The sequence below is a fragment of the Bradyrhizobium sp. BR 10289 genome (genome assembly GCF_019455385.1).
Taxonomy (GTDB): domain Bacteria; phylum Pseudomonadota; class Alphaproteobacteria; order Rhizobiales; family Xanthobacteraceae; genus Bradyrhizobium.
Map to the genome: position 1 here is coordinate 438,054 of NZ_JACOFR010000001.1, position 19,047 is coordinate 457,100.

The 19,047-nt window shown below is 65.3% G+C and carries 20 protein-coding genes and 1 pseudogene; 3 read left to right on the plus strand and 18 right to left on the minus strand.

The genetic code is table 11. The annotated features are described in order from the left end of the window. Positions 1 to 46: 46 nt before the first annotated feature. The 14 genes and pseudogenes from HYH08_RS02260 to lptF all read right to left on the minus strand — a co-directional run bounded on the left by HYH08_RS02260 (position 47) and on the right by lptF (position 12,320). Entirely contained in the window at positions 47 to 1,093 is a 1,047-nt protein-coding gene (locus HYH08_RS02260) for an alpha/beta fold hydrolase (RefSeq protein ID WP_220008103.1), read from the minus strand. A 79-nt stretch (positions 1,094 to 1,172) separates the two neighbouring features. Then, entirely contained in the window at positions 1,173 to 1,418 is a 246-nt protein-coding gene (locus HYH08_RS02265; RefSeq protein ID WP_220008104.1) for a hypothetical protein, read from the minus strand. Positions 1,419 to 1,472: 54 nt separating this feature from the next. Continuing rightward, complete coding sequence (locus HYH08_RS02270; RefSeq protein ID WP_220008105.1) at positions 1,473 to 1,649, minus strand: hypothetical protein; 177 nt, start codon at positions 1,647 to 1,649, stop codon at positions 1,473 to 1,475. 132 nt (positions 1,650 to 1,781) lie between these two features. Beyond that, positions 1,782 to 1,997, minus strand: coding sequence for a DUF6894 family protein (locus HYH08_RS02275; protein ID WP_220008106.1), 216 nt, complete (start codon positions 1,995 to 1,997; stop codon positions 1,782 to 1,784). A gap of 45 nt (positions 1,998 to 2,042) precedes the next feature. After that, complete coding sequence (locus HYH08_RS02280) at positions 2,043 to 2,762, minus strand: Crp/Fnr family transcriptional regulator (protein ID WP_220008107.1); 720 nt, start codon at positions 2,760 to 2,762, stop codon at positions 2,043 to 2,045. 313 nt (positions 2,763 to 3,075) lie between these two features. Further along, positions 3,076 to 3,306: a hypothetical protein gene (locus tag HYH08_RS02285; protein ID WP_220008108.1), complete on the minus strand. Its 231-nt coding sequence runs from the start codon at positions 3,304 to 3,306 to the stop codon at positions 3,076 to 3,078. Positions 3,307 to 3,375: 69 nt separating this feature from the next. Beyond that, positions 3,376 to 3,476 (minus strand): annotated as a pseudogene (locus HYH08_RS37770) (Flp family type IVb pilin); the annotation flags it as partial. Between the two features lie 124 nt (positions 3,477 to 3,600). Further along, positions 3,601 to 4,659, minus strand: a complete 1,059-nt coding sequence (locus tag HYH08_RS02290; RefSeq protein WP_220008109.1) for an alcohol dehydrogenase — start codon at positions 4,657 to 4,659, stop codon at positions 3,601 to 3,603. A gap of 22 nt (positions 4,660 to 4,681) precedes the next feature. Beyond that, positions 4,682 to 5,539 (minus strand): 16S rRNA (adenine(1518)-N(6)/adenine(1519)-N(6))-dimethyltransferase RsmA, encoded by an 858-nt coding sequence (gene rsmA, locus HYH08_RS02295; RefSeq protein ID WP_220008110.1) that lies wholly within the window; start codon positions 5,537 to 5,539, stop codon positions 4,682 to 4,684. Further along, positions 5,536 to 6,564 (minus strand): 4-hydroxythreonine-4-phosphate dehydrogenase PdxA, encoded by a 1,029-nt coding sequence (gene pdxA / locus HYH08_RS02300; protein ID WP_220008111.1) that lies wholly within the window; start codon positions 6,562 to 6,564, stop codon positions 5,536 to 5,538. Before pdxA ends, rsmA begins: the two co-directional genes overlap by 4 nt. Further along, positions 6,564 to 7,499, minus strand: coding sequence for a SurA N-terminal domain-containing protein (locus HYH08_RS02305; RefSeq protein WP_220008112.1), 936 nt, complete (start codon positions 7,497 to 7,499; stop codon positions 6,564 to 6,566). The genes pdxA and HYH08_RS02305 overlap by 1 nt, the downstream gene beginning before the upstream one ends. A gap of 71 nt (positions 7,500 to 7,570) precedes the next feature. Continuing rightward, positions 7,571 to 10,006 (minus strand): LPS-assembly protein LptD, encoded by a 2,436-nt coding sequence (locus tag HYH08_RS02310; protein WP_228747494.1) that lies wholly within the window; start codon positions 10,004 to 10,006, stop codon positions 7,571 to 7,573. Positions 10,007 to 10,056: 50 nt separating this feature from the next. Further along, positions 10,057 to 11,154: an LPS export ABC transporter permease LptG gene (gene lptG, locus HYH08_RS02315; protein ID WP_220008114.1), complete on the minus strand. Its 1,098-nt coding sequence runs from the start codon at positions 11,152 to 11,154 to the stop codon at positions 10,057 to 10,059. Next, positions 11,151 to 12,320: an LPS export ABC transporter permease LptF gene (gene lptF, locus HYH08_RS02320; protein WP_220008115.1), complete on the minus strand. Its 1,170-nt coding sequence runs from the start codon at positions 12,318 to 12,320 to the stop codon at positions 11,151 to 11,153. The genes lptG and lptF overlap by 4 nt, the downstream gene beginning before the upstream one ends. A gap of 338 nt (positions 12,321 to 12,658) precedes the next feature. On the opposite strand from lptF, the gene HYH08_RS02325 reads away from it, so the two are divergent. From HYH08_RS02325 to HYH08_RS02335, 3 genes are all read left to right on the plus strand, one after another. Beyond that, positions 12,659 to 14,158, plus strand: coding sequence for a leucyl aminopeptidase (locus HYH08_RS02325; protein ID WP_220008116.1), 1,500 nt, complete (start codon positions 12,659 to 12,661; stop codon positions 14,156 to 14,158). A gap of 6 nt (positions 14,159 to 14,164) precedes the next feature. Further along, positions 14,165 to 14,617, plus strand: a complete 453-nt coding sequence (locus tag HYH08_RS02330) for a DNA polymerase III subunit chi (protein WP_220008117.1) — start codon at positions 14,165 to 14,167, stop codon at positions 14,615 to 14,617. Positions 14,618 to 14,783: 166 nt separating this feature from the next. Then, positions 14,784 to 15,281, plus strand: a complete 498-nt coding sequence (locus HYH08_RS02335; RefSeq protein WP_220008118.1) for a hypothetical protein — start codon at positions 14,784 to 14,786, stop codon at positions 15,279 to 15,281. A 10-nt stretch (positions 15,282 to 15,291) separates the two neighbouring features. Here the strand turns inward: HYH08_RS02335 and HYH08_RS02340 are convergent, their stop codons facing one another. The 4 genes from HYH08_RS02340 to HYH08_RS02355 all read right to left on the minus strand — a co-directional run bounded on the left by HYH08_RS02340 (position 15,292) and on the right by HYH08_RS02355 (position 18,872). Continuing rightward, on the minus strand, positions 15,292 to 16,080 hold the full coding sequence (locus tag HYH08_RS02340) for a class I SAM-dependent methyltransferase (RefSeq protein ID WP_220008119.1): 789 nt from the start codon (positions 16,078 to 16,080) through the stop codon (positions 15,292 to 15,294). A gap of 230 nt (positions 16,081 to 16,310) precedes the next feature. Then, positions 16,311 to 18,170 carry a ribosomal protection-like ABC-F family protein gene (gene abc-f / locus HYH08_RS02345; RefSeq protein ID WP_220008120.1) on the minus strand — a complete coding sequence of 620 codons (1,860 nt, stop codon included), beginning with the start codon at positions 18,168 to 18,170 and terminating at the stop codon, positions 16,311 to 16,313. A 46-nt stretch (positions 18,171 to 18,216) separates the two neighbouring features. After that, entirely contained in the window at positions 18,217 to 18,390 is a 174-nt protein-coding gene (locus HYH08_RS02350; protein WP_220008121.1) for a hypothetical protein, read from the minus strand. A 224-nt stretch (positions 18,391 to 18,614) separates the two neighbouring features. Continuing rightward, positions 18,615 to 18,872: a sulfur globule protein precursor gene (locus HYH08_RS02355; protein WP_220008122.1), complete on the minus strand. Its 258-nt coding sequence runs from the start codon at positions 18,870 to 18,872 to the stop codon at positions 18,615 to 18,617. Positions 18,873 to 19,047: the final 175 nt, after the last annotated feature.

The window sequence follows — 19,047 nt, forward strand, 5'->3', positions numbered from 1 at the left end:
CGGCGCGGAATTTAAGGCGGCCATAGCAAGTCGCGGCGTGATGCCATCAGAGCTGTTTGCTTCGGAGCCAGATCCTGATGGCCGCGATGAGTTCCGTCTTGCGTTCCAGCGGCAGCCAATGCCCGGCGGGCAGACTTGTCACGGTCAGGTCCGGGCAGGCCGCGCGCATCGGCTCACCTTGCCGATTTCCGGTGATGCTGCAGATCTGATCGAAGTCGCCGTTGACGAACAGCACCGGCTGCGACAGGCGGCCGCCATCGGGCGCCTTGCGAGCGTAGGCGATGTTGGCGTCGTCGTTCAGGTACCATGCGCAGGATGGACGGAAGCCGTGAGCCTCGAACGAGCGCACCAGCACGTCGAAATCGGCCGGCGGCGAGAGCGCCGGATCAGGCTCCGTCGGCGGGGCGCGATGCGCGGCGCCAAAGCGGCCGCCGTTGCGCGTGAACATCGCATTCGGCGAAACCTTGCCGATGCCGGCGGGGTTGCCTGGTCGAAAGATCGACGCCAGCGATGCTGCGAGGTCCGCATCGAGGTCGGCGACCGCCTCTTCGAAGTGCGTCGTGTAGTAGCGGTAGTAGTCCCATTGACCATCCGGATATTGGTCAGCCGGATAGATCGTCCGGTCGACCAGCGGGACGATGGTGCGCAGGGCGTGCCCGTCGGGTTGATACGCAAGCGAAGTCAGCACGACGCCACGGCTGCGCCCGGGCTGATGCGCGACCAGCTCACCGACCACGACGCAGCCCCAGTCGTGGCCAACCCAGATCGCAGGCTTGCCGCCGAGGTGGTCATGGAGTTCGGCCATGTCCGTCACGACTTCCTCGATAGCGTAGGCGTCATTGGCCGCGGGCGCGGAAGAGCCGCCGAAGCCGCGCAGATCGGGAGCCACGCAGTGCCAGCCATCGGCGGCGAACGCATCCATCTGAGCGCGCCACATCAAGCCGATGCTTGGCCAGCCGTGGAGGAAGATCATCAACGGTCCGTCGGCCGGCCCGCATGCGAGGTAGTGCGTTGTATGACGATGCGAGCTGAAAAGGCGTGGGTTGAGCGTCGGCCGCGCTCCAGAACCGATCGGTTCAAACGGGTCCGTCATGGTCGAACGCTCCGGTCGAGTTCAGGTGGTTCATCGAACACTCAATCGAGTGTTTCGTGGAGGCCTTGACCGCTATGGGTTACTTCCATGTCCGCGCCAGCGTCAGTGCCAGACATCCCAGCGCTGCGCTGATGAGACAGACCATCGCGTAGGACTGTGCGAACACGCCGGTCTGGATGAAGACCTGGCAAGCGATGGCGAAGCAGATCGCGGCCAGCAGCAGGCAGGCGCTGCCAACGGCGATGGAGAGATAGCGGATCGCGGTAGCGACCGGGCTTGCTGATGATCTTGCCGATGATCTTGCGGGCGATGTGGGATTGTTCATGCAGCGTCCCAACAATGCGGCTGGCGGTGCGTTTCGCCGGCGCGCGCGAGACGATCAGTCACGCGCGCAGCAATCGACCAAAGCACGCCAGATGCGCTGGACTTCGATCGTCCTCTCGAATTCGAGGACGTGGTTTTCGCTTCCACGGGAAGAGGTGGCTTCAGGGCGGGGCTCACGCGGCGCGATCCAGCGTTCCGAGATGGGATCGTACCACTTGCCGAGAGTGATCAAGCGCGTGTCTCCTCTGTCGATCCCCCGCCGGTTGTCGTCTAACCCATGCGTCTGTTGCCAGTGACTTCACGAGGGACAAACGCGCACACGCCGCGCGTCGTTCCAATGCCGGATATGACGTGATCGTGCACGTCAGCGAAACCGCCGCGTCACCATCGCCAGCATGAACACCGGCTCGCTGCCGTCGTAGACGCCGAGCGTCCAGCTATCGCCGGGGCGGAGCGCGTGCTCGACGTCGCGCGAGAGCCGAACCGCTTCGCGCCAGGCCGCCTCGTCGCTGGCCAGCGTTTCGCCTGTTGTGTCGGTGTAGGGCTGTTGCCCCTCGAAGTGAAAAAAATACCGCGGCATGCCGGGCAATGCGGCGTGCCGGAATATGTTCCGCGCGGAACGCGGCTAGCCGTCAGCCGATGCGGTCCCGCGTAGCACCTCACCAAAATGTCTCGTCACCGCTTCGTTGCAACCGCAGGCCCGAGCCTGGAGCGCCGGCGCGTCGAGGATTAGGATGGCGCCGCGGCGGGTTGCCAGGATCCGCCTTGCCTTGAACATCTGGATGACGCGGCTGGCATAGCTGCGGGAGACGCCGAGCATGCCGGCGAGCTGTTCGTGGGTGAGGGGAATCTCGGCCTCGCCGATATGCTCGTGCGCGGACATGATCCATTTGGCGGCGCGCTGCTCGATCGAATGCGCGGCGTTGCAGGCGGCACTCTGAAGCAGCTGTGCGAACTGGCCATCGGCATAGCGCGACAGCACGTCGGAAAGCGCTGCCGACCTTTGCTGCGCCTGCTCGAGCGCGCGCTGCGGCAGCCGGAGAAGCGTGCCGCCGAGTTTGACGACGACGCGCGAATAGGCGAGCTGGGGGCTGCGCCCGCCGGCTATGCCCACCGCGCCTTCGCGACCGATCAGCAGGCTTTCGACTTCGCGGTCATCCTCGACCGGCACGGCGTACGACACCAGCGCCGGACCGCAGGGAAAATGCACCGCCGTGACGGTGTCGCCGGCGTGATGCAGGACGTGACCGGCGGCCATGTCGACCGGCTGGAGATGCGGCGCGAGCAGCTCGAAATCGTGACGGCTGAGCAGTTGAAGGAGGTCGTTCTGGGGCCGGCCGGTCACTTGTTTTCTCTGGCCGGGAATCGGCACCGGCCAGAAGCCTACGTTTCCGCAGCGGAACCGACCGTTCCAAAGTGTACACAAGGCCTTTCCGGGCGTTGAAAATTGGACGGCGGGAGTGCGGAAATTCGGAAGGCGCGAGGCCGCGCGAACTGCCCTCAATGCCGTCAGCTCTGTTCAGGAGTGAACACAACGTGCGGGCGGATCGGCGTAGCCTCAGGTTGCAAAGCGCCGTACCCCGTGCGCGTTTGCCCGACGACCGCCGGCCCCTATCTCTCATACGCCGCCGGGCCGGCGGGTCCGAGGGCATCGCCCATTACCCGAAGCGCGATTTCTGTGACTGAAGGCTTGTGCTCGCATGCGCGCGCCAGGCCTCGATCGCCTTGTTGGCGAGCATCAGCTGCCGGCGCTCGCCGCGCCTGAGCTGCGCTTCGATGGCGTCGAGGAGAAAGTTCGCGGTCTCGTCGGGAGGGCCGAGCTCGCCGGTTTGCTCCAGATAGCTCCAGGCAATGAAGAATGCGCTCTCGACGGTGCTGCGAATGGACATGCGCTGCCAACGCAGGCCACGCTTCGGCGTTCCGTGCAGGGATGAAGTGGCGCGACCGTGGAGGCGGCGCTACTTCAGTGAGGTGTTGATCGAGCCGACTTGACCTTCAGCGTCGAGCCGGGATTGTTGACCACGGCGATGATCGCGAGCGCGATGCCGGCTGCGATCAGGCGCTGGCGAGAACCATCGTCCGCGGGATGCCGGTTCCTCTATGCGGAACCGGGCCTTGCGCCAATTCCGAGTCGATTGCGCGAGCGAATGCGCGGCGGCGACGGAGGCGGGCCGCCGTGCGCTTCAATTCTTCAGCACGATGCGGCCGACCACCTTGCCGGCGCGCAGCTCGTCGATCCATTTCTGGACATCGCCCATCGGCTCTTCGCGCATCGGCGTCGGCTTGATCTTGCCGGCGCGGGCGAGCGCCATCAATTCGTGCGCCTCGGCAAGCGTGCCGACCATAAAACCCTCGACGGTGAGGCGCTTGTAGACCCATTGCACCATTGGCAGCGTGAACTGGCCGCCCATCAGGCCGGAGACCACGACCTTGCCGCCACGCGCGGCAACGGCGACCGCAAACGCCATCGACTTCTCATTGCCGGCGAAATCGACGACCTCGTCAAAACCGCCTTCGGTCTCCTTCAGGATACGCTTGATCACATCGGGCTCGGACGGATCATAGGCGTTGGCGGCGCCGTTCTTCAGCGCGGTCTCGCGCGCGGCCGACGAGAGATCGGCCACCGTGATCGGTTGCTTGAACATCGCTTGCGCGAACGACAGGCCCATCATGCCGACACCGCCGAGGCCGATCAGGAGCAGGTTGCGCTGGCGCGGACGGTCCACCAGGCGCTTGAGGGCGCCATAGGCGGTGACGCCCGAGCACATCAGCGTGGCGGCCTGGTTGACGGGCAGCGGATCGTAGTCGAGCAGGTATTTGGCGTCGGGCACCAGCACGTGCGTGGCGAAACCGCCGTCGATGGAGACGCCGAGGAAACGCTGTTTCGCACAGAGGTTCTCGTCGCCATTGGCGCAGTCGTGGCACTGGCCGCAGCCGATCCACGGAAACACCGCCTTCTTCGCGCCGACGAGGTCCGCCGGCACGTCCGGGCCGACTTCGTCGACGACGCCGGCGATCTCGTGGCCGAGCGTGAAGGGCAGCGTCATGCCGCGCGTGGTGTCGAGCTTCTTGCCGCCGCCGAGATCGGCATAGCCGTCCTGGATGTGCAGATCGGAGTGGCAGAGGCCGCAGCGCTCGATGCGCACCAGCACCTCACGTCCCTTTGGCTTTGGCGTTTCGACGATGGTCTCGCACAGGGGGGCATCGAACTTGACCAGCGACTGCCGACGCATCAACGCCATATTCCTTCCTCCGAAATTCCTGTTACTCGGCCTCGCTGCGTATATCGGCCAATTCGCGAGCCATGGCAACAAAGCCCGAGATCGGGATGGTCTCGGCGCGCCGCGTCGCATCGACGCCGGCCGCTTGCGCCAGCCGCGCGGGATCGACGCCGAGTGATTTCAGGCTTTGCCGCAGCATTTTCCGGCGCTGGCCGAAGGCGCTGGCCGCGACCTGCTCGAGCAGCTTTCGGTCGCAAGGCAGCGGCTCTGCGCGCGGCACCAGACGGACGACAGAGGAGGTCACCTTCGGTGGCGGCACGAACGCCGATGGCGCAATGTCGAACAGGATCTTGGTCTCGCAGCGCCAATTGGCAAGCACGCCGAGCCGGCCATAGGCCTCCTCGTCCTCGCGCGCGACGATCCGCTCGCCGACCTCGCGCTGAAACATCAGGACCATCATGTCGTACCAGGGCGGCCAGGGCTCGACCGTGAGCCAGTTGATCAGCAGCTGGGTCGCGATGTTGTAGGGCAGATTGGCGACGATTTTGGCGCGCTCTCCGCCAAGCAGCGGGCGCGGATCGAAGGTCATGGCATCGCCATGCACGATCTCGAGGCTGCCGGGATAGCGCGCGGAAATATCCTGCAGGGCCGGGATCGCGCGCTCGTCATGCTCGATCGCGATGACGCGTTTGGCGCCGAGCGCGAGCAGCGCGCGCGTCAGCCCGCCCGGGCCGGGGCCGATCTCGACGATGGTGGCGTGCTCGAGCGGCGCTGCCGCGCGCGCGATACGCGCGGTGAGATTGAGGTCGAGCAGAAAGTTCTGACCGAGCGATTTGCGCGCCGACAGCGCGTGCTGGCGAATGACCTCGCGGAGCGGCGGGAGGTCGTCGATCGCGCTCATTCGTGTGTCGAAGCCGCCATGCGGCCGGCGAGCTTCAGCGCGGCGATCAGGCTCGAAGGGTTTGCCTTACCGGTGCCGGCGATGTCGAAGGCGGTGCCGTGATCGGGCGAGGTGCGGATGAAGGGCAGGCCGAGCGTGACGTTGACGGCATCGTCGAAGGCGACCGTCTTGATCGGGATCAGCGCCTGGTCGTGATACATGCAGACCGCGCAATCATAGGAGCTGCGCGCGGCGTCGTGGAACATGGTATCGGCCGGCAAGGGCCCACGGGCCTCGATGCCGTCGTTGCGCAGAACCTTAAGCGCCGGCGCGATCACCGTCTGCTCCTCATGGCCGAGCGAGCCGTCCTCGCCGGCATGCGGGTTGAGGCCGGAGATTGCGATCCGGGGCCGCTCGATGCCGAAGCGGGATTTCAGCTCGCGCGCGACGATGCCCACGGTCGAGACGATCAGCTCGCTGGTGAGCTGGCCCAGCGCATCGCGCAAGGAGACGTGGATGGTCACAGGCACCACCGCGAGCCGCGGCGACCATAGCATCATCACGGGCTGCGGCACGCGGCCGTCCACGGCTGCGAGCTCGGCGAGGAACTCGGTGTGGCCCGGATGGCGGAAGCCCGCGCGGTAGAGCACGCTCTTGGCGATCGGATTGGTGACGACGGCACCGGCGCGGCCTGCGCGGACGTCGATCACCGCCTGGCGGATCGAGGCAAGGGCGGCCGACGCGCTCGATGCATCGGGCCTGCCGGGCTCGGCGGTCGCGGGCTCGCCGGTCGCGACCACGGGCAGGGAGTCGGCGAAGGCGGCGACGGCCTCGCACGCGTCGACGCCAGCGATCCTGACATCGGCACCCAGCGCCTTGGCGCGGCGGGCCATGAAAGCTTCGTCGCCGAGCAGGTAGAAGGCAGGCAGGTTCAGCTCACGGCGCCGGAGCCAGGCTGCAATGGTGATGTCGGGGCCGATGCCGGCGGGCTCACCTAAGGTCAGGGCGAGGGGCTTTGCGCGAAGCTCGACGGAAGATTGGGCCATCAGCGGTTGCGATATTCGATCATCGCCGCCTTGCGGAGCTCTTCGAGATAGGCCTTCTGGGTCTTCTCGTACTTCTCCTGGTACATCTTCTCGCGGACTTCGCGCTTCTTCGGCGTGTCGATCATGGTCGGTTTGCGCGAGCACAGCACCACCATCTCGATGCCCGCCTTGGTCACCTCGGGCGCGGTCAGATGGCCGATCGGAGTGTCGTCGAGCACCTTGCGCAGCGGCTCGGGCAGCTCCGCGGTGGTCTTGGTCACGCTCTCGCGGATGGTGGCGTTCGGGGTCGAGCGGAACAGCGAATTGGCCTCCTCGCAGCTGCCGACGCGGGCGCGATATTGCTCGGCCTCCTTCATCCGGGTCTCCTGGAAGGCCGAAGACGATCCCTTCGGAACGATCAGCACGATCGGCTGCATCTTGTACTCGGTGCCCTCGATCTGGAGCTTGTCGCCGGTCTGGGCTTGCACGGCCTGCGCGACGTCGCGCTCGCCGACCTGGAGGCGCTCCTTGTAGCGGCCGCGCACGAGGCTGGTCCAGACCATCTCGGACTTCATGCGTCCCTTCAGCGTCTCGGGGCGGACGCCTTTCGATTCCAGTGACTTGGTGAGCTGATCTGGGGTGAGGCGCATGCGCTGCGCCATGCCCTCGTAGGACTGGTTGATGTCGGAGACTCCGGGATCGACCCCGTACTTCTTGCCCTCCTTCAGCTTCACCTTGTCGTCGATCAGCTCGTTGATGACGTCCTGCCGGGACGGCGTCTTCTGCGTCGTGAGCTGGTCGAGCTTGGAGCGCTGCTCGATGTCGAAGTCGGTGATCGGATCGCCATTGACCATGAGGACGATGTTCTGCGCGCGCGAGGGCGAGGGCAGGCCGGTCAGGATCAGTCCGGCGCCGACGGCGAGGAGGAGGCGGAAGACAGGCAATGGAGTCGTCATGATTGTTGTCGCTCGCATGTCAGCCGGGATGAGCTCGCGATCGGGAGCGGCCGGCCGTCACTTCCAAAAGATCACTGAAGGCCAGACGAACTGCTGGATCCGGTCGAGGTCGCCAGCGTGCGCAGGCCGATCTGGAACATGAACGCATGGCTCAGCACGGGCGGTGCCGAGCCGGCCGAGTAGCTATACGAAGTTACATAGTTCGCCGCCAGCACGAAGCAATCGTCAACATAGCCGGCACCGACCACATACTGGTTGATCTTGTTGGCCTCGAGATCCCAGCGCGCCGAGCCGGTCACGACCCAGTTGGCGGCGACCTTCAGCGAGCCCGAGGTCAGGATGCCCTCGCGGCGGGTCAGATAGCCGAGCTCCGGCTGCGCCGCGTAATTGCCGTACATCAGGCTGACCGACCAGCGATTGAAGTTGGCGCGGCCTTCGGCCTCGAAGCGCTGGACGTTCCAGGTCTGCTCGTCCATGCGGGAACGGACGCTGAACGTATAGGTGCTGTTGGGCGAGTAGGCGGCGCTCGCCACGTAATCGGAGCGCGGCTTGTCGAGGCCGGAATCCAGGCCCGTGTTGACGGTGTCCTGGACCGCGTAGGAGTTCATGCCGAACAGCTGGTAGGACTGGCCGAACAGCACCTTGACCGCGCCGCCGCGGTCGAACTGGGTGGTGGCCTGCACGCCGACATTGGCGCGGCCGCCGCCCTCGACACGGTCGTAGCCGGAGAACTTGTCGACGCTGAACAGGTTCGAGGTGTCGAACACCATGCTCTGCGCGTCCTCGTTCGGCAGCTTGCCGGCATAGGTCTCGTTCGGCCGGATGATGATCTGGGCGATCGGCTCGATGGTGGTCGAGCCCCACGGCTGAACGTTGATGAAGGGATAGCGGTATTCGAGGCCGACGGTCGGCATCAGGCGGAACGCCTGGGTGTCGCCGGTGGCCAGGTAGTTCGACACGCCCGGCTGATTGGAGACGTCGGCGTTGATCGCGTCGGCGCGCAGGATCGCGAACGGCGTCCAGATCTCGCCGAACGGATCGGTGTAGGACTTGCGCCACTGCGCTTCCGCCGTCAGGCGGGTGTAGGTGCCGGGCATGCCGCGCAGCAGGCACTGCGACGGCAGGCGGGCGAGCGGATCGGCCGACGTCGTGGTGCACAGGCTGTTGGTGTTGGCGAGCGTCGTGATCGGATCGAACACGGCGTCGTTGCGGGTCAGGTTGACGAAGTTCGTCTTGTAGGAGAACTCGCCGCCGAACACCGGATAGTTGAGCACGTTCGAGTAGTCGATCACGGGATAGACGACCGGGACCTGCTGCTGGTTGCCCGAGTAGCTCAGCCAGTACATCGTCCGCGCGTCGAAGAAGCTACGATTGCCGACGCCGGTCAGATACAGCTGCGACAGCGCGTCGGTCGGCAGATACAGGAACGATCCGAGCGGATCACGATACTGTGCCAGGCGGTAGTCCGAGAAAAAGTAATAGTCGGACATTATGATGCCGTCCCAGCCCCAGACCCACTTGTCGTTCAGTGCGAACTGACCCTTGGTGTCGACGGCGCCGCGGAATTGGCGGTCGCCGGGCTGGCCGGCAAGCGCGCCCGGATCGAGCTGGTCGATGCCGTAGACGCGGATCTGGTAGGCGCCATCCATCAGGCGCTGGCGGAACTCGGTCTGGAACAGCACGCCCTGGCGGCTCGTGAAGCGCGGGCTGAAGGTGAGGTCCATGTCGGGCGCGATCGCCCAGTAGAACGGAACTTCGACGCCATAGCCGAACGGGGTGTTCGACGTGAAAGCCGGCACCAGGAAGCCGGTCTTGCGCTTCACGGTCGGGTCGGGCGTCGAGAAATAGGGCAGATAGGCGAGCGGCACGCCGAAGAATTCGAGCTGCGCCGTCTCGAAATACAGCATCTTCTCCTGCTGGTCGTGGATGATGCGGGCACCCTTGACCTGCCACAGCGGCGGCTTCTTCGGATCGTCCTTACACGGCGCGCAGGCCGTGTAGACACCGTTCTCGAACACCGTGTAGTTGCCGCTGGAGCGATCGGCACGGCTCGCCGCCATGCGGGTCTGGTCGGCGGTGTCCACGCGTAGCGAATCGACGAAACCGTCGCGGTAATCGTCGGAGAGATCCATGATCTCGGCATAGGTGATCTTGCCGTCGGCATCCGTCATGCGGATGTTGCCTTCGGCATGCAGCCGCTTGGTCTTCTGGTCGTAGATGACCCGGTCGGCCTCGACGCTGGTGCCGTTGTAGAACAGCTGGACGTTACCGACCGCGGAGACGCGCGAATTGTTGTAGTCGTAGTCGACCTCGGTCGCCTGAACCAGCATCTGGTTGTCGTTGGCGGCTCTCGGCGGCTTCGGGCGCGACGGCAGCGGATTATAGGTGAAGGCCTGAGCCGAGGCCGGCGTGACAGCGGCGACGTCAATCAGCCCGCCGAGCGATGCCACGGCGGCAACCGCGAGCAGGAGCCTGCGCACGGACAAGCCAACCCCGTTCGCGCGCATCACGATGCGGCGCGTCAAACGCGACACGGGTCCTCGATGGACGGCAGTCACTAACCGTCCTCCTGGTACAACAAGGCCAAAAAGCCGGTGAGGCCGCCCACCACCACGGGCAACCACGCCGCAGCGATCGGATGCATCAACTCAGCCTTGCTCAAGTCTTCAGTCACTTTCGACAAAACGTAGAGCAGAAAGCCTGCGCCCACGCCACTCAAAACCATCTTCTGCACGCCGCCCATCCGGAAGAAGCGCAACGACACCGAGGCCGCGAGCATCACCATGGCGGCCAGCAAAAACGGCTGCGCCAACAGCTTGTGATACTGGAGTCGATAGCCGGCTGTCGCGAAGCCCGAGCTTTCGGACGAGCGGATGTAGCCCGGTAGTTGCCAAAAGGACACAGTCTCGGGTGTGGAAAAGCTATTGCGGACCTGCGCTTCGGTCAGCGTGGTCGGAATCTCCAGCCTGGCCTGATCGACCGGCGGGCTGTCGAGCGAGAAACGGCGCACGCCCTTGAACAGCCAATGGCCGGATTCGAGGGTCGCCTCGCGCGCCTCGATCCGCTCCTTGAAGTGCTGCTCTGTGTCAAACCGGAACAGCGTCAGCCCGGTGAGGCGAACTCCCTGCTGTTCGCTGCGCGCCGCGTTGATGATGGTCTGTCCGTCGCTGGTGACCTGGTTGAGCCAGAAGCCGGAGGCATCCTGGATGCCGCCGCCCGGCGCAGAACCGAACAGCTCGGCCTCCATGCGCTTGGAGAGCTCGCGTAAGTTCGCCGACATCGGATTGTAGGCGACGGTGGCGATCACGCCGATCAGCAGCGCGCTGCCGAGCGCCGGCGAGATGAACTGCCAGGCCGAGATGCCGGCGGCGCGCGCGACCACCAGCTCGAGCCGGCGGGAGAGGGCGAGATAGCAGGTCATGGCGCCGATCAGCATGCAGAACGGCGTCAGCTTCTCCAGAAGCTGCGGCACCCGGAACAGCGAGGTCTCGGCCACCATGATCGCGGAGGCGGACGCAAGGCCCGAGGTCTTGCGCACCATCTCGATGTAATCGACCAGTACCAGCAGCAGGAAGATGCTGGCGAACACGCCAAGCGCGGCGACCACGAAGCGGCCGGCGAAATAGCGCCCGAGTGTGTTGGTGAGCATGCTCATGCGGCGACCGGCCGTCTGAACAGCCGCGCGATGCGCGCGTTCGATCGGTTGATGGCCTCCATCAGGCCGGGCGGCGGCTCGACCACGATGCCGCCGATGATCATCCACAACCCGACGCCGATGGCGCCGAGCACCATCGCGTATTGCACCAGCACCGGCGCTTGCGATTTCACCGCCATCACGGAGCAGGCAAAGCCGGCCATGCGCAGGCCGAACACCGCCAGGATCGAGGAGCCGATCGAGAAATTGCGGCTCTGGCGGGTGGTGCGGGGCGCGCCGAGGAAGGCGAAGGTCAGCACGGCAAAGGCAAAGGGATAAATCGGAGCCAAGAGGCTGTCATGTAGCGCCGAGCGGAACTGCCCGGGAATCTGCTTGTAGACCGGATCGTCCTCGGCCGGCGCGAACAGCTCCCACAGATAGCGCTCGCGGATGCCGAGGGTGACGTCATGGCCCTGGTTGCCGAACTTCGACATGTCGAAGCCGTAGCGGCCGAACGCGACCAGCGCCGGATCGCGCTTGCCGGCCTCGAATCGTTGGAGATTGCCGTCCTTGAGGACCAGGAACGAGCCGTTCTCGTTCTTCACGACCTCGCCATGCTCGGCGACGATCGAGACGCGCTCGTTCGGATCGCGGCGGTCGTCGATGAAGATGCCGGCGAGGATGCCGCCGGGCTGGCGCTCGCGGATCCGGATCGTCAGGTTCTTGTCGAGCTGGGCGAAGCGGCCGGGCTGCAGGATGTTGGTGAGCACGTCGGCGGTGATCTCGGCGTCCCACTGCTTGATCCGCCGCATGCCGTCGGGGGCCAGATAGGCTGCGATGAAGGCGACCAGTAGCGCCACCACGCAGGTGGCGTAGAAGAACGGATAGAACAGCCGGAACGGCGAGAAGCCGGCGGCATTCATCACGATGATCTCGGAATCGGTCGCCAGCTTGTTCAGCGTGTGCGAGATCGCGATCATCAGCGCGATCGGCGAGATGATCAGGACCAGCGCCGGAATGACGAGGCTGGTGATGCCGAGGAAGGTGAGGATGGTCTGGCCCTGGCTCGTCATCAGGTCGATGCCGCGCAACGCCTGCGTAATCCAGATCACGCCGGTGAGGCTGACCAGGACCAGCGCAAACGACGCCAGCGTCGTGCGGAAGATATACCTATCGATCGACCCCATGCGCTACCGCACGAATCCCCACCAAGACCCCAAACCTTGGGAACGCCGGCTCGCCAACCAATCCCCAAAGGGGATCCCCAAGGTCGGTCGAACCATCTCGTCCGCCGGTTTACTCTCTCACTACCATCCCTTTGATCCGTCAACAAAATGGCTGCCGCGTGGCGCCCTCAATATATGGTTAATATTTCCCTCGTTGTGGCATGGCGGCCACGCGGGTGCTTGGCATCTGGCGCGCCGCTGGCCCATAGTGAGCAAAGTCCAGTGAATCGCCGTTCAGTACCGGCCCGGGGCCGGATCCGATGCGCGGCGAAAAGCCCGATGTTTTGAAGGAGTTACCCATGTCCGATGCCATCAAGGTCGGCTTCGTCCCGTTGTCCTCAGCCGCCCGTGGCATCCTCGTCGTGTTCTGTGACGACAGTCTGAAGCTCGGTCCGGCCACGGCCAAGGCGCTCGGCAGCGCCACGGATCTGGTGAAGCGGGCAGCCTCCGCGGCAGGCTTCAAAGGTAAAACCGGCGCGGCCCTCGACATCCTGGCGCCGGAGGGTCTGAAGGCCGCCCGCCTCGTCGTGATCGGCGCCGGCAAGGCGGCGAATCTGAAGGCGAACGACTTCCTGAAGTTCGGCGGCGTCGCTGCGAGCAAGCTCTCGGCCGGTTCCGCCGCAATGACGATCATCGCGGAACTGCCTGATGGCGCCATGGCAAGCGAGCAGGCGGTCGCGATCGCCTCGGGCCTGCGCCTGCGCGCTTACAAGTTCGACCGTTACAAGACCAAGAAGAAGGAGGGCGACGAGGGCGCCGCGCGCGCCGAAATCTCGCTTGCGGTTGGCGATGCCGCCGCCGCCAAGAAGGCGTTTGTCGCGGCCGGCCATGTCGTCGACGGCGTGATCATCGCGCGCGATCTCGTCAACGAGCCGCCGAACGTGCTGTTTCCCGAGGAGTTCGCGCGCCGTGCCGGCCAGCTCCGCAAGCTCGGCGTCAAGATCGAGGTGCTCGACGTCAAGGCGATGCAGAAGCTCGGCATGGGCGCGCTGCTCGGCGTCGGTCAGGGCTCGGTGCGACCGAGTCGCACGGTGATCATGCGCTGGGACGGCGGCAAGAAAGGCGAGGCACCGGTCGCCTTCGTCGGCAAGGGCGTCTGCTTCGACACCGGCGGCATCTCGATCAAATCGGCCGGCAGCATGGAGGACATGAAGGGCGACATGGGGGGCGCGGCCTGCGTCGTCGGCCTGATGCACGCGCTGGCGGCGCGTAAAGCCAAGGCCAACGTGGTCGGCGCCATCGGCCTCGTCGAGAACATGCCGGACGGCAATGCGCAGCGGCCGGGCGACATCGTCACCTCGATGTCGGGCCAGACCATCGAGATCATCAACACCGACGCCGAGGGCCGCCTCGTGCTCGCCGACGTGCTCTGGTACGTCGCCAAGAAGACCAAGCCGAAATTCATGGTGGACCTGGCGACGCTGACCGGCGCCATCATGGTCGCGCTCGGCACCGAGCATGCCGGCATGTTCTCCAACAATGACGAGCTCGCCGACCGCCTTCTCGCCGCGGGCATCGAGAGCGGCGAGAAGGTCTGGCGCATGCCGCTCGGCCCCGAATACGACAAGCTGATCGATTCCCAGTTCGCCGACATGAAGAACACCGGCGGCCGTCACGGCGGCTCGATTACGGCGGCGCAGTTCCTGCAGCGCTTCGTCGACGGCACCCCCTGGGCGCATCTCGACATCGCCGGCACGGCCATGGGCGCCCCGAAAACCGACATCAACCAGAGCTGGGGCAGCGGCTACGGCGTCCGTCTGCTCGATCGGCTGGTCGCAGATCACTACGAGCGCAAATGACCTGAGATGACCGAAGTCCTGTTCTACCATTTGCAAAACATGACGGTGGAGAACGTGTTGCCGCCGCTTCTCGAGAAATCGCTCGAGCGCGGCTGGCGCGTCGTGGTGCAGTCGACCTCGGAGGAGCGCGCCGACGCGCTCGACGCGCACCTTTGGACCTATCGTGACGATTCCTTCCTGCCGCACGCGACGTGGCGGGTGAACGATGCCGCCGATCAGCCGATCGTGCTGGAGATCGAGGAGGGCAATCCCAACGGCGCCAATGTCCGCTTCCTGGTCGACAATGCCGCGCTGCCGCAGGATGCGCAGGCCTATGAGCGCATGGTGCTGCTGTTCAACGGCGACGATCCGGACGCGCTGGCGCTCGCCCGTAGCGCCTGGACGGATTGCAAGGCGAAGGGATTTGATGTCACCTATTGGCAGGCCGACGAGAGGGGCCGGTGGCAGCGCCGGAATTAGCGGTCGAACGCAATTAATGATAATTTGCGCTTTCGGGGCAATGCTGGCCTTGGCCACCTTCGTGCCGCAAAGTGATGTTGGGACAATCGTTTAGGGCCGGTCCTTCACGCGGGGAATTTAGTTTATCGTGCGACATCAAAAGCTTCCCAGCTCGCTCATAATTGCGTTGGCTGCCATGGCACCGCTGCTTGCGGGCTGTGCCGGCGGGACCGACCTGCTGGCGTCTGCCAAGGACGCCGAATGGTTCCAGCGGCCCGGCCGCCTCTTCATCAAGAATATCTCGATCGAATCGCCACCTCTCACTCCCGACAAGCCGGTGGGCGCCGAGGATCTGGTCAGCGCCGACGGCGCCTGTCCCGGCATGGCGCCGCCGCCCGGACCGGCCGATGCCAATGCCTCGACGTCACCGGCCCCGATGGGCGGCACGGTCGCGCTCGGCCACACCGAATGCGACGTGGTTCGCGGCATCGGCGCGCCCTCGAACGTGAACATTTCCGGGGATGCCGCCGGCCGCCGTGTCGCTGTGGTGACCTGGACCACCGGCCCGCGAGCCGGAATCTACACGTTCACATCCGGCCGCCTGTCCTCGATCGAAGGCAATCCCGAGCCGCAGGTCGTGCCGAAGCCCGCCAAGTCGAAGCCGAAGAAGAAGCAGGCGGCCTAAGCACCGCTGGTCAAGAGGCCTTTCTTCCCTTGATCGCCGTCGCCCAGGCGTGAACCGTGATCGCTCCCGTCGCGGTCGCCGGCAATCTGTCCTGGAGCCGGCGTTTCAGCTCAGCGCTTTCCGCATCCGACAGCTTCCCGACGATTCCACTCGGGCTGCTCACGACCATGGATAACCAGTAATCGTCGAAGTCGACGAAGGTGCGTTCAACGACGAGCTCGCGCGTCTCCACATCGCGGATGCCGAGCTCCGCCCAGAGCGCCTTCAGCGCCGAGAAACGCGAGACCTCCGCGCTCGGCGGCCGCGCCGTAGGCTTGCCCATCGCGTCCATCTCCTCCCACAAATGCTGCGTCGGGGTGCCGCCACGCATGACGTCCCAAGTGTAGGACGCGACAATGCCGCCGGGCTTGGTGACGCGGAGCATTTCCGCGGCGCCCTTGCGCGGGTCCGGCACGAAGAACAGCACCAGCGCCATCACCGCGACGTCGAAGCGATTGTCCTCGTAGGGAAGGGCCATTGCATCGCCAATCGACAGCTCGACCTGCCTTGCCGAGAGCTTGTGGCGCGCAGTCTCGATCTGTGCGTCCGAGGGGTCGATCGCGCAGACGGATGAAGGCGCGGTCTGCGCAAGGATGAGCTCGGTGAACGCGCCGTTGCCGGCCCCGATATCGACCCAGGCCCGTCCTGCGCCCGGCGCCAGCCAGTCGAGAAAGAGAGTTCCGGCGGACCGGCTCCAGGGCGCCATGAAGCGCTCGTAAGCCGCGCCGTCGGTGAATTTGATCGGTTCGGGCGACGACATCTGCGATCTCCCTGAAAATTGTCTATCCAAATATCCCTTGGGCCGCAAAGGCCGGTCGCTTTTTGTAGCATGGGTGCCGCGCCGCCCGCCACGGGGCACCGCAAGTTTGCGAGCCTGACATTATCCGACATGCAACGCAGCTGATGCGTTGCCTGCGCTGCTCGCGCGCGTCCATCGCGTTGTCGAATAGCGGATGCTACTGTGCATGGGGTTGTTTTTCAGATTTTGATTCAGCCCGCCGCTGCGTCGAACTGCGCGCTCGCCTCCAGCCACTGCTCCTCCGCCCGCGCCAGCGCGTCGGCGGCATTGGCGCGCGCTTTCGACAGTTGCGCGGCCTGCTTGGGATCGCGCGTAAAAATGTCGGGCAAAGCGAGCGCGGTGTCGATCTTGGTGATGATCTCGCTGACGCGGGCGATTTCGGCCTCGGCCTCCGCGATGCGCTTCTTCAGTGAGCCGCGATTGTCCGATTTCGGACGCTGCGGCTTCTCGGCCGCGCTGCGCTCGCGCGGGGCAGGCTCGGCATTGCGCGCGGACAGGATCAGGCGGCGATACTCGTCGAGGTCGCCGTCGTAATTGGTGACGGTGCGGTCGGCGACGATCCAGAGCCGGTCGGCGCAGGCCTCGATCAGATAGCGGTCATGCGAGACCATGATGACGGCGCCGGGGAATTCGTTGATGGCCTCCGCAAGCGCGGCGCGGCTGTCGATGTCGAGATGGTTGGTCGGCTCGTCCAGGATGATCATGTTGGGGCCGAAGAAGGTCGCAAGGCCCAGCAGCAGCCGCGCCTTCTCGCCGCCCGACAGTTTTGCCACCTTGGTGTCGGCCGCCTTGCCCGAAAAACCGATCGCGCCGGCGCGGGCGCGCACCTTGGCTTCGGGCGCATCGCCCATCAGCTTGCGGACGTGGTCGTAGGCGGAGCCGTCTTCGTTCAATTCGTCGAGCTGGTGCTGCGCGAAATAGGCGATCGACAGCTTGTCCGCGCGGGTGACCTTTCCTGAGAAAGGTGCCAGCCGTCCGGCGAGCAGCTTGACGAGTGTCGACTTGCCGTTGCCGTTGGCGCCCAGCAGCGCGATGCGGTCGTCATTGTCGATGCGCAAGGTGACACGGTTCAGCACCGGAGTGGCCGGATCGTAGCCGACCGAGGCATTGTCCACCGCGATGATCGGCGGCGACAGGATCTTTTCCGGTGCGGGGAAGGTGATCTCGCGCACGTCCTCGGTGACCAGCGCCGTGATCGGCTTCAACCGCTCCAGCATTTTGACGCGGGACTGCGCCTGCCGCGCCTTCGAGGCCTTGGCCTTGAAGCGATCGACGAAGGCTTGCAGGCGGGCGCGCTCGGCCTCCTGGCGCTTGACCGCCTTGGCATCGAGCAGCTCGCGCGCGGCGCGCTGCTCCTCGAAGGAGGAGTAGGTGCCTTTATAGAGCGTGAGCTTGCCGCGCTCCAGATGCAGGATCTGGTCGACCGAGCTTTCCAGGAGGTCGCGGTCATGGCTGATCACGATCACGGTGCGCGGATAATGCGCGAGGTGATCCTCCAGCCACAGCGTGCCCTCGAGGTCGAGATAGTTGGTTGGCTCGTCGAGCAGCAGCAGGTCGGGTGCTGCGAACAGCGTCGCCGCCAGCGCGACGCGCATGCGCCAGCCGCCGGAGAATTCGGCGCAGGGCCGCAGCTGGTCGGCGGCCGAGAAGCCGAGACCGGAAAGGATCGCAGCCGCACGGCTCGGCGCCGAATGCGCGTCGATGTCGACGAGGCGGGTCTGGATCTCCGCGATCCGGTGCGGGTCGGTGGCGCTCTCGGCTTCGTGCAGCAGCGCGTCGCGTTCGAGGTCGGCCTTGAGAACGACCGAGATCAGGCTCTCGGGGCCGTTCGGCGCTTCCTGGGCGAGGCTGCCGACGCGCCAGCGCGGCGGCAGGGTGACCGTGCCGTGCTCGGCCGCGAGCTCACCGCGGATCACCTTGAACAGGGTCGACTTGCCGGTGCCGTTGCGCCCGACCATGCCGACGCGTGAGCCCGGCGTGATCTGCACGGAACTCTGGTCAATCAGAAGGCGTCCGGCGAGGCGGATGGAGAGGTCGGTGATCGCAAGCATGCGGCCTTGTCACCGCACGCAGCACCAAACGCAACCCGATTTTTCGTCAGTGCGACTCGCGCTCGCGCTGCGCCAGTCTGTGGAGCAACTGCTCGAGGTGCGTTGGGAGCCGGGGTTCGGGGCGCAGGCTCTGCTGGAGCCGTTCGCCCACGGCATCGCAAATCGAGCGGCTGGTGCGCCGGTCGATCTGTTCGCTGTCATTGGCAAAAGGACCAGCCATCGCGGGGTTCCGTGTCTTCAAAGTAACGACACGCTACCAAGTCGTTGGCCACAAAATAGTTTCGCGGGCCGTGGGCAATGCCGGGCATTCTAGTAAAAATTGTATGAATTTGATGTATCTGCCTAAATACAAGGCCCCGGCGGGGGGATCGCCGGGGCCTCTCTTGGAAGGTACCGCAGGGGGGAACGGCACCTCAAGGTAGCGGGGGAAAAGTGCTGTCGGGCTCAGTAGCAGCGGTTGACCAGCCGCCAGCGGGGTCCCCAAGGGGTCGGGACCAGCCGGCGCACATAGCAGCCGCCATAGCCGTAGGCGACGGGAGCGGCGTAGAAGCGCGGTCCGCCCCAGCCGTAGCCGTAGCCGTGGTGCCAGCCACCGCCATGCCAGCCCCAGCCGCCATGCCAGTGAGCGGAGGCGGAGGTCGGTGCCAGCGCGGCACCCAGCGCAACCGCAGCGACGGCGGCAAGCGAAAGTTTCCTCAACATGGTGATCTCCTCAAAACTGCCGGCGCGGGGCTATCGCGCCGATGGAAAGGCCGCCGAAACGGTCGGCCTGACGATCAGGCCTTGGTTTCGATGGGATTGACCTTACGCCTCCGAGCCTGAACCGAGCCCTGAACGGGGCCTTCAGATTGAGTTCATCTGGGTGAAATCTCGGTAA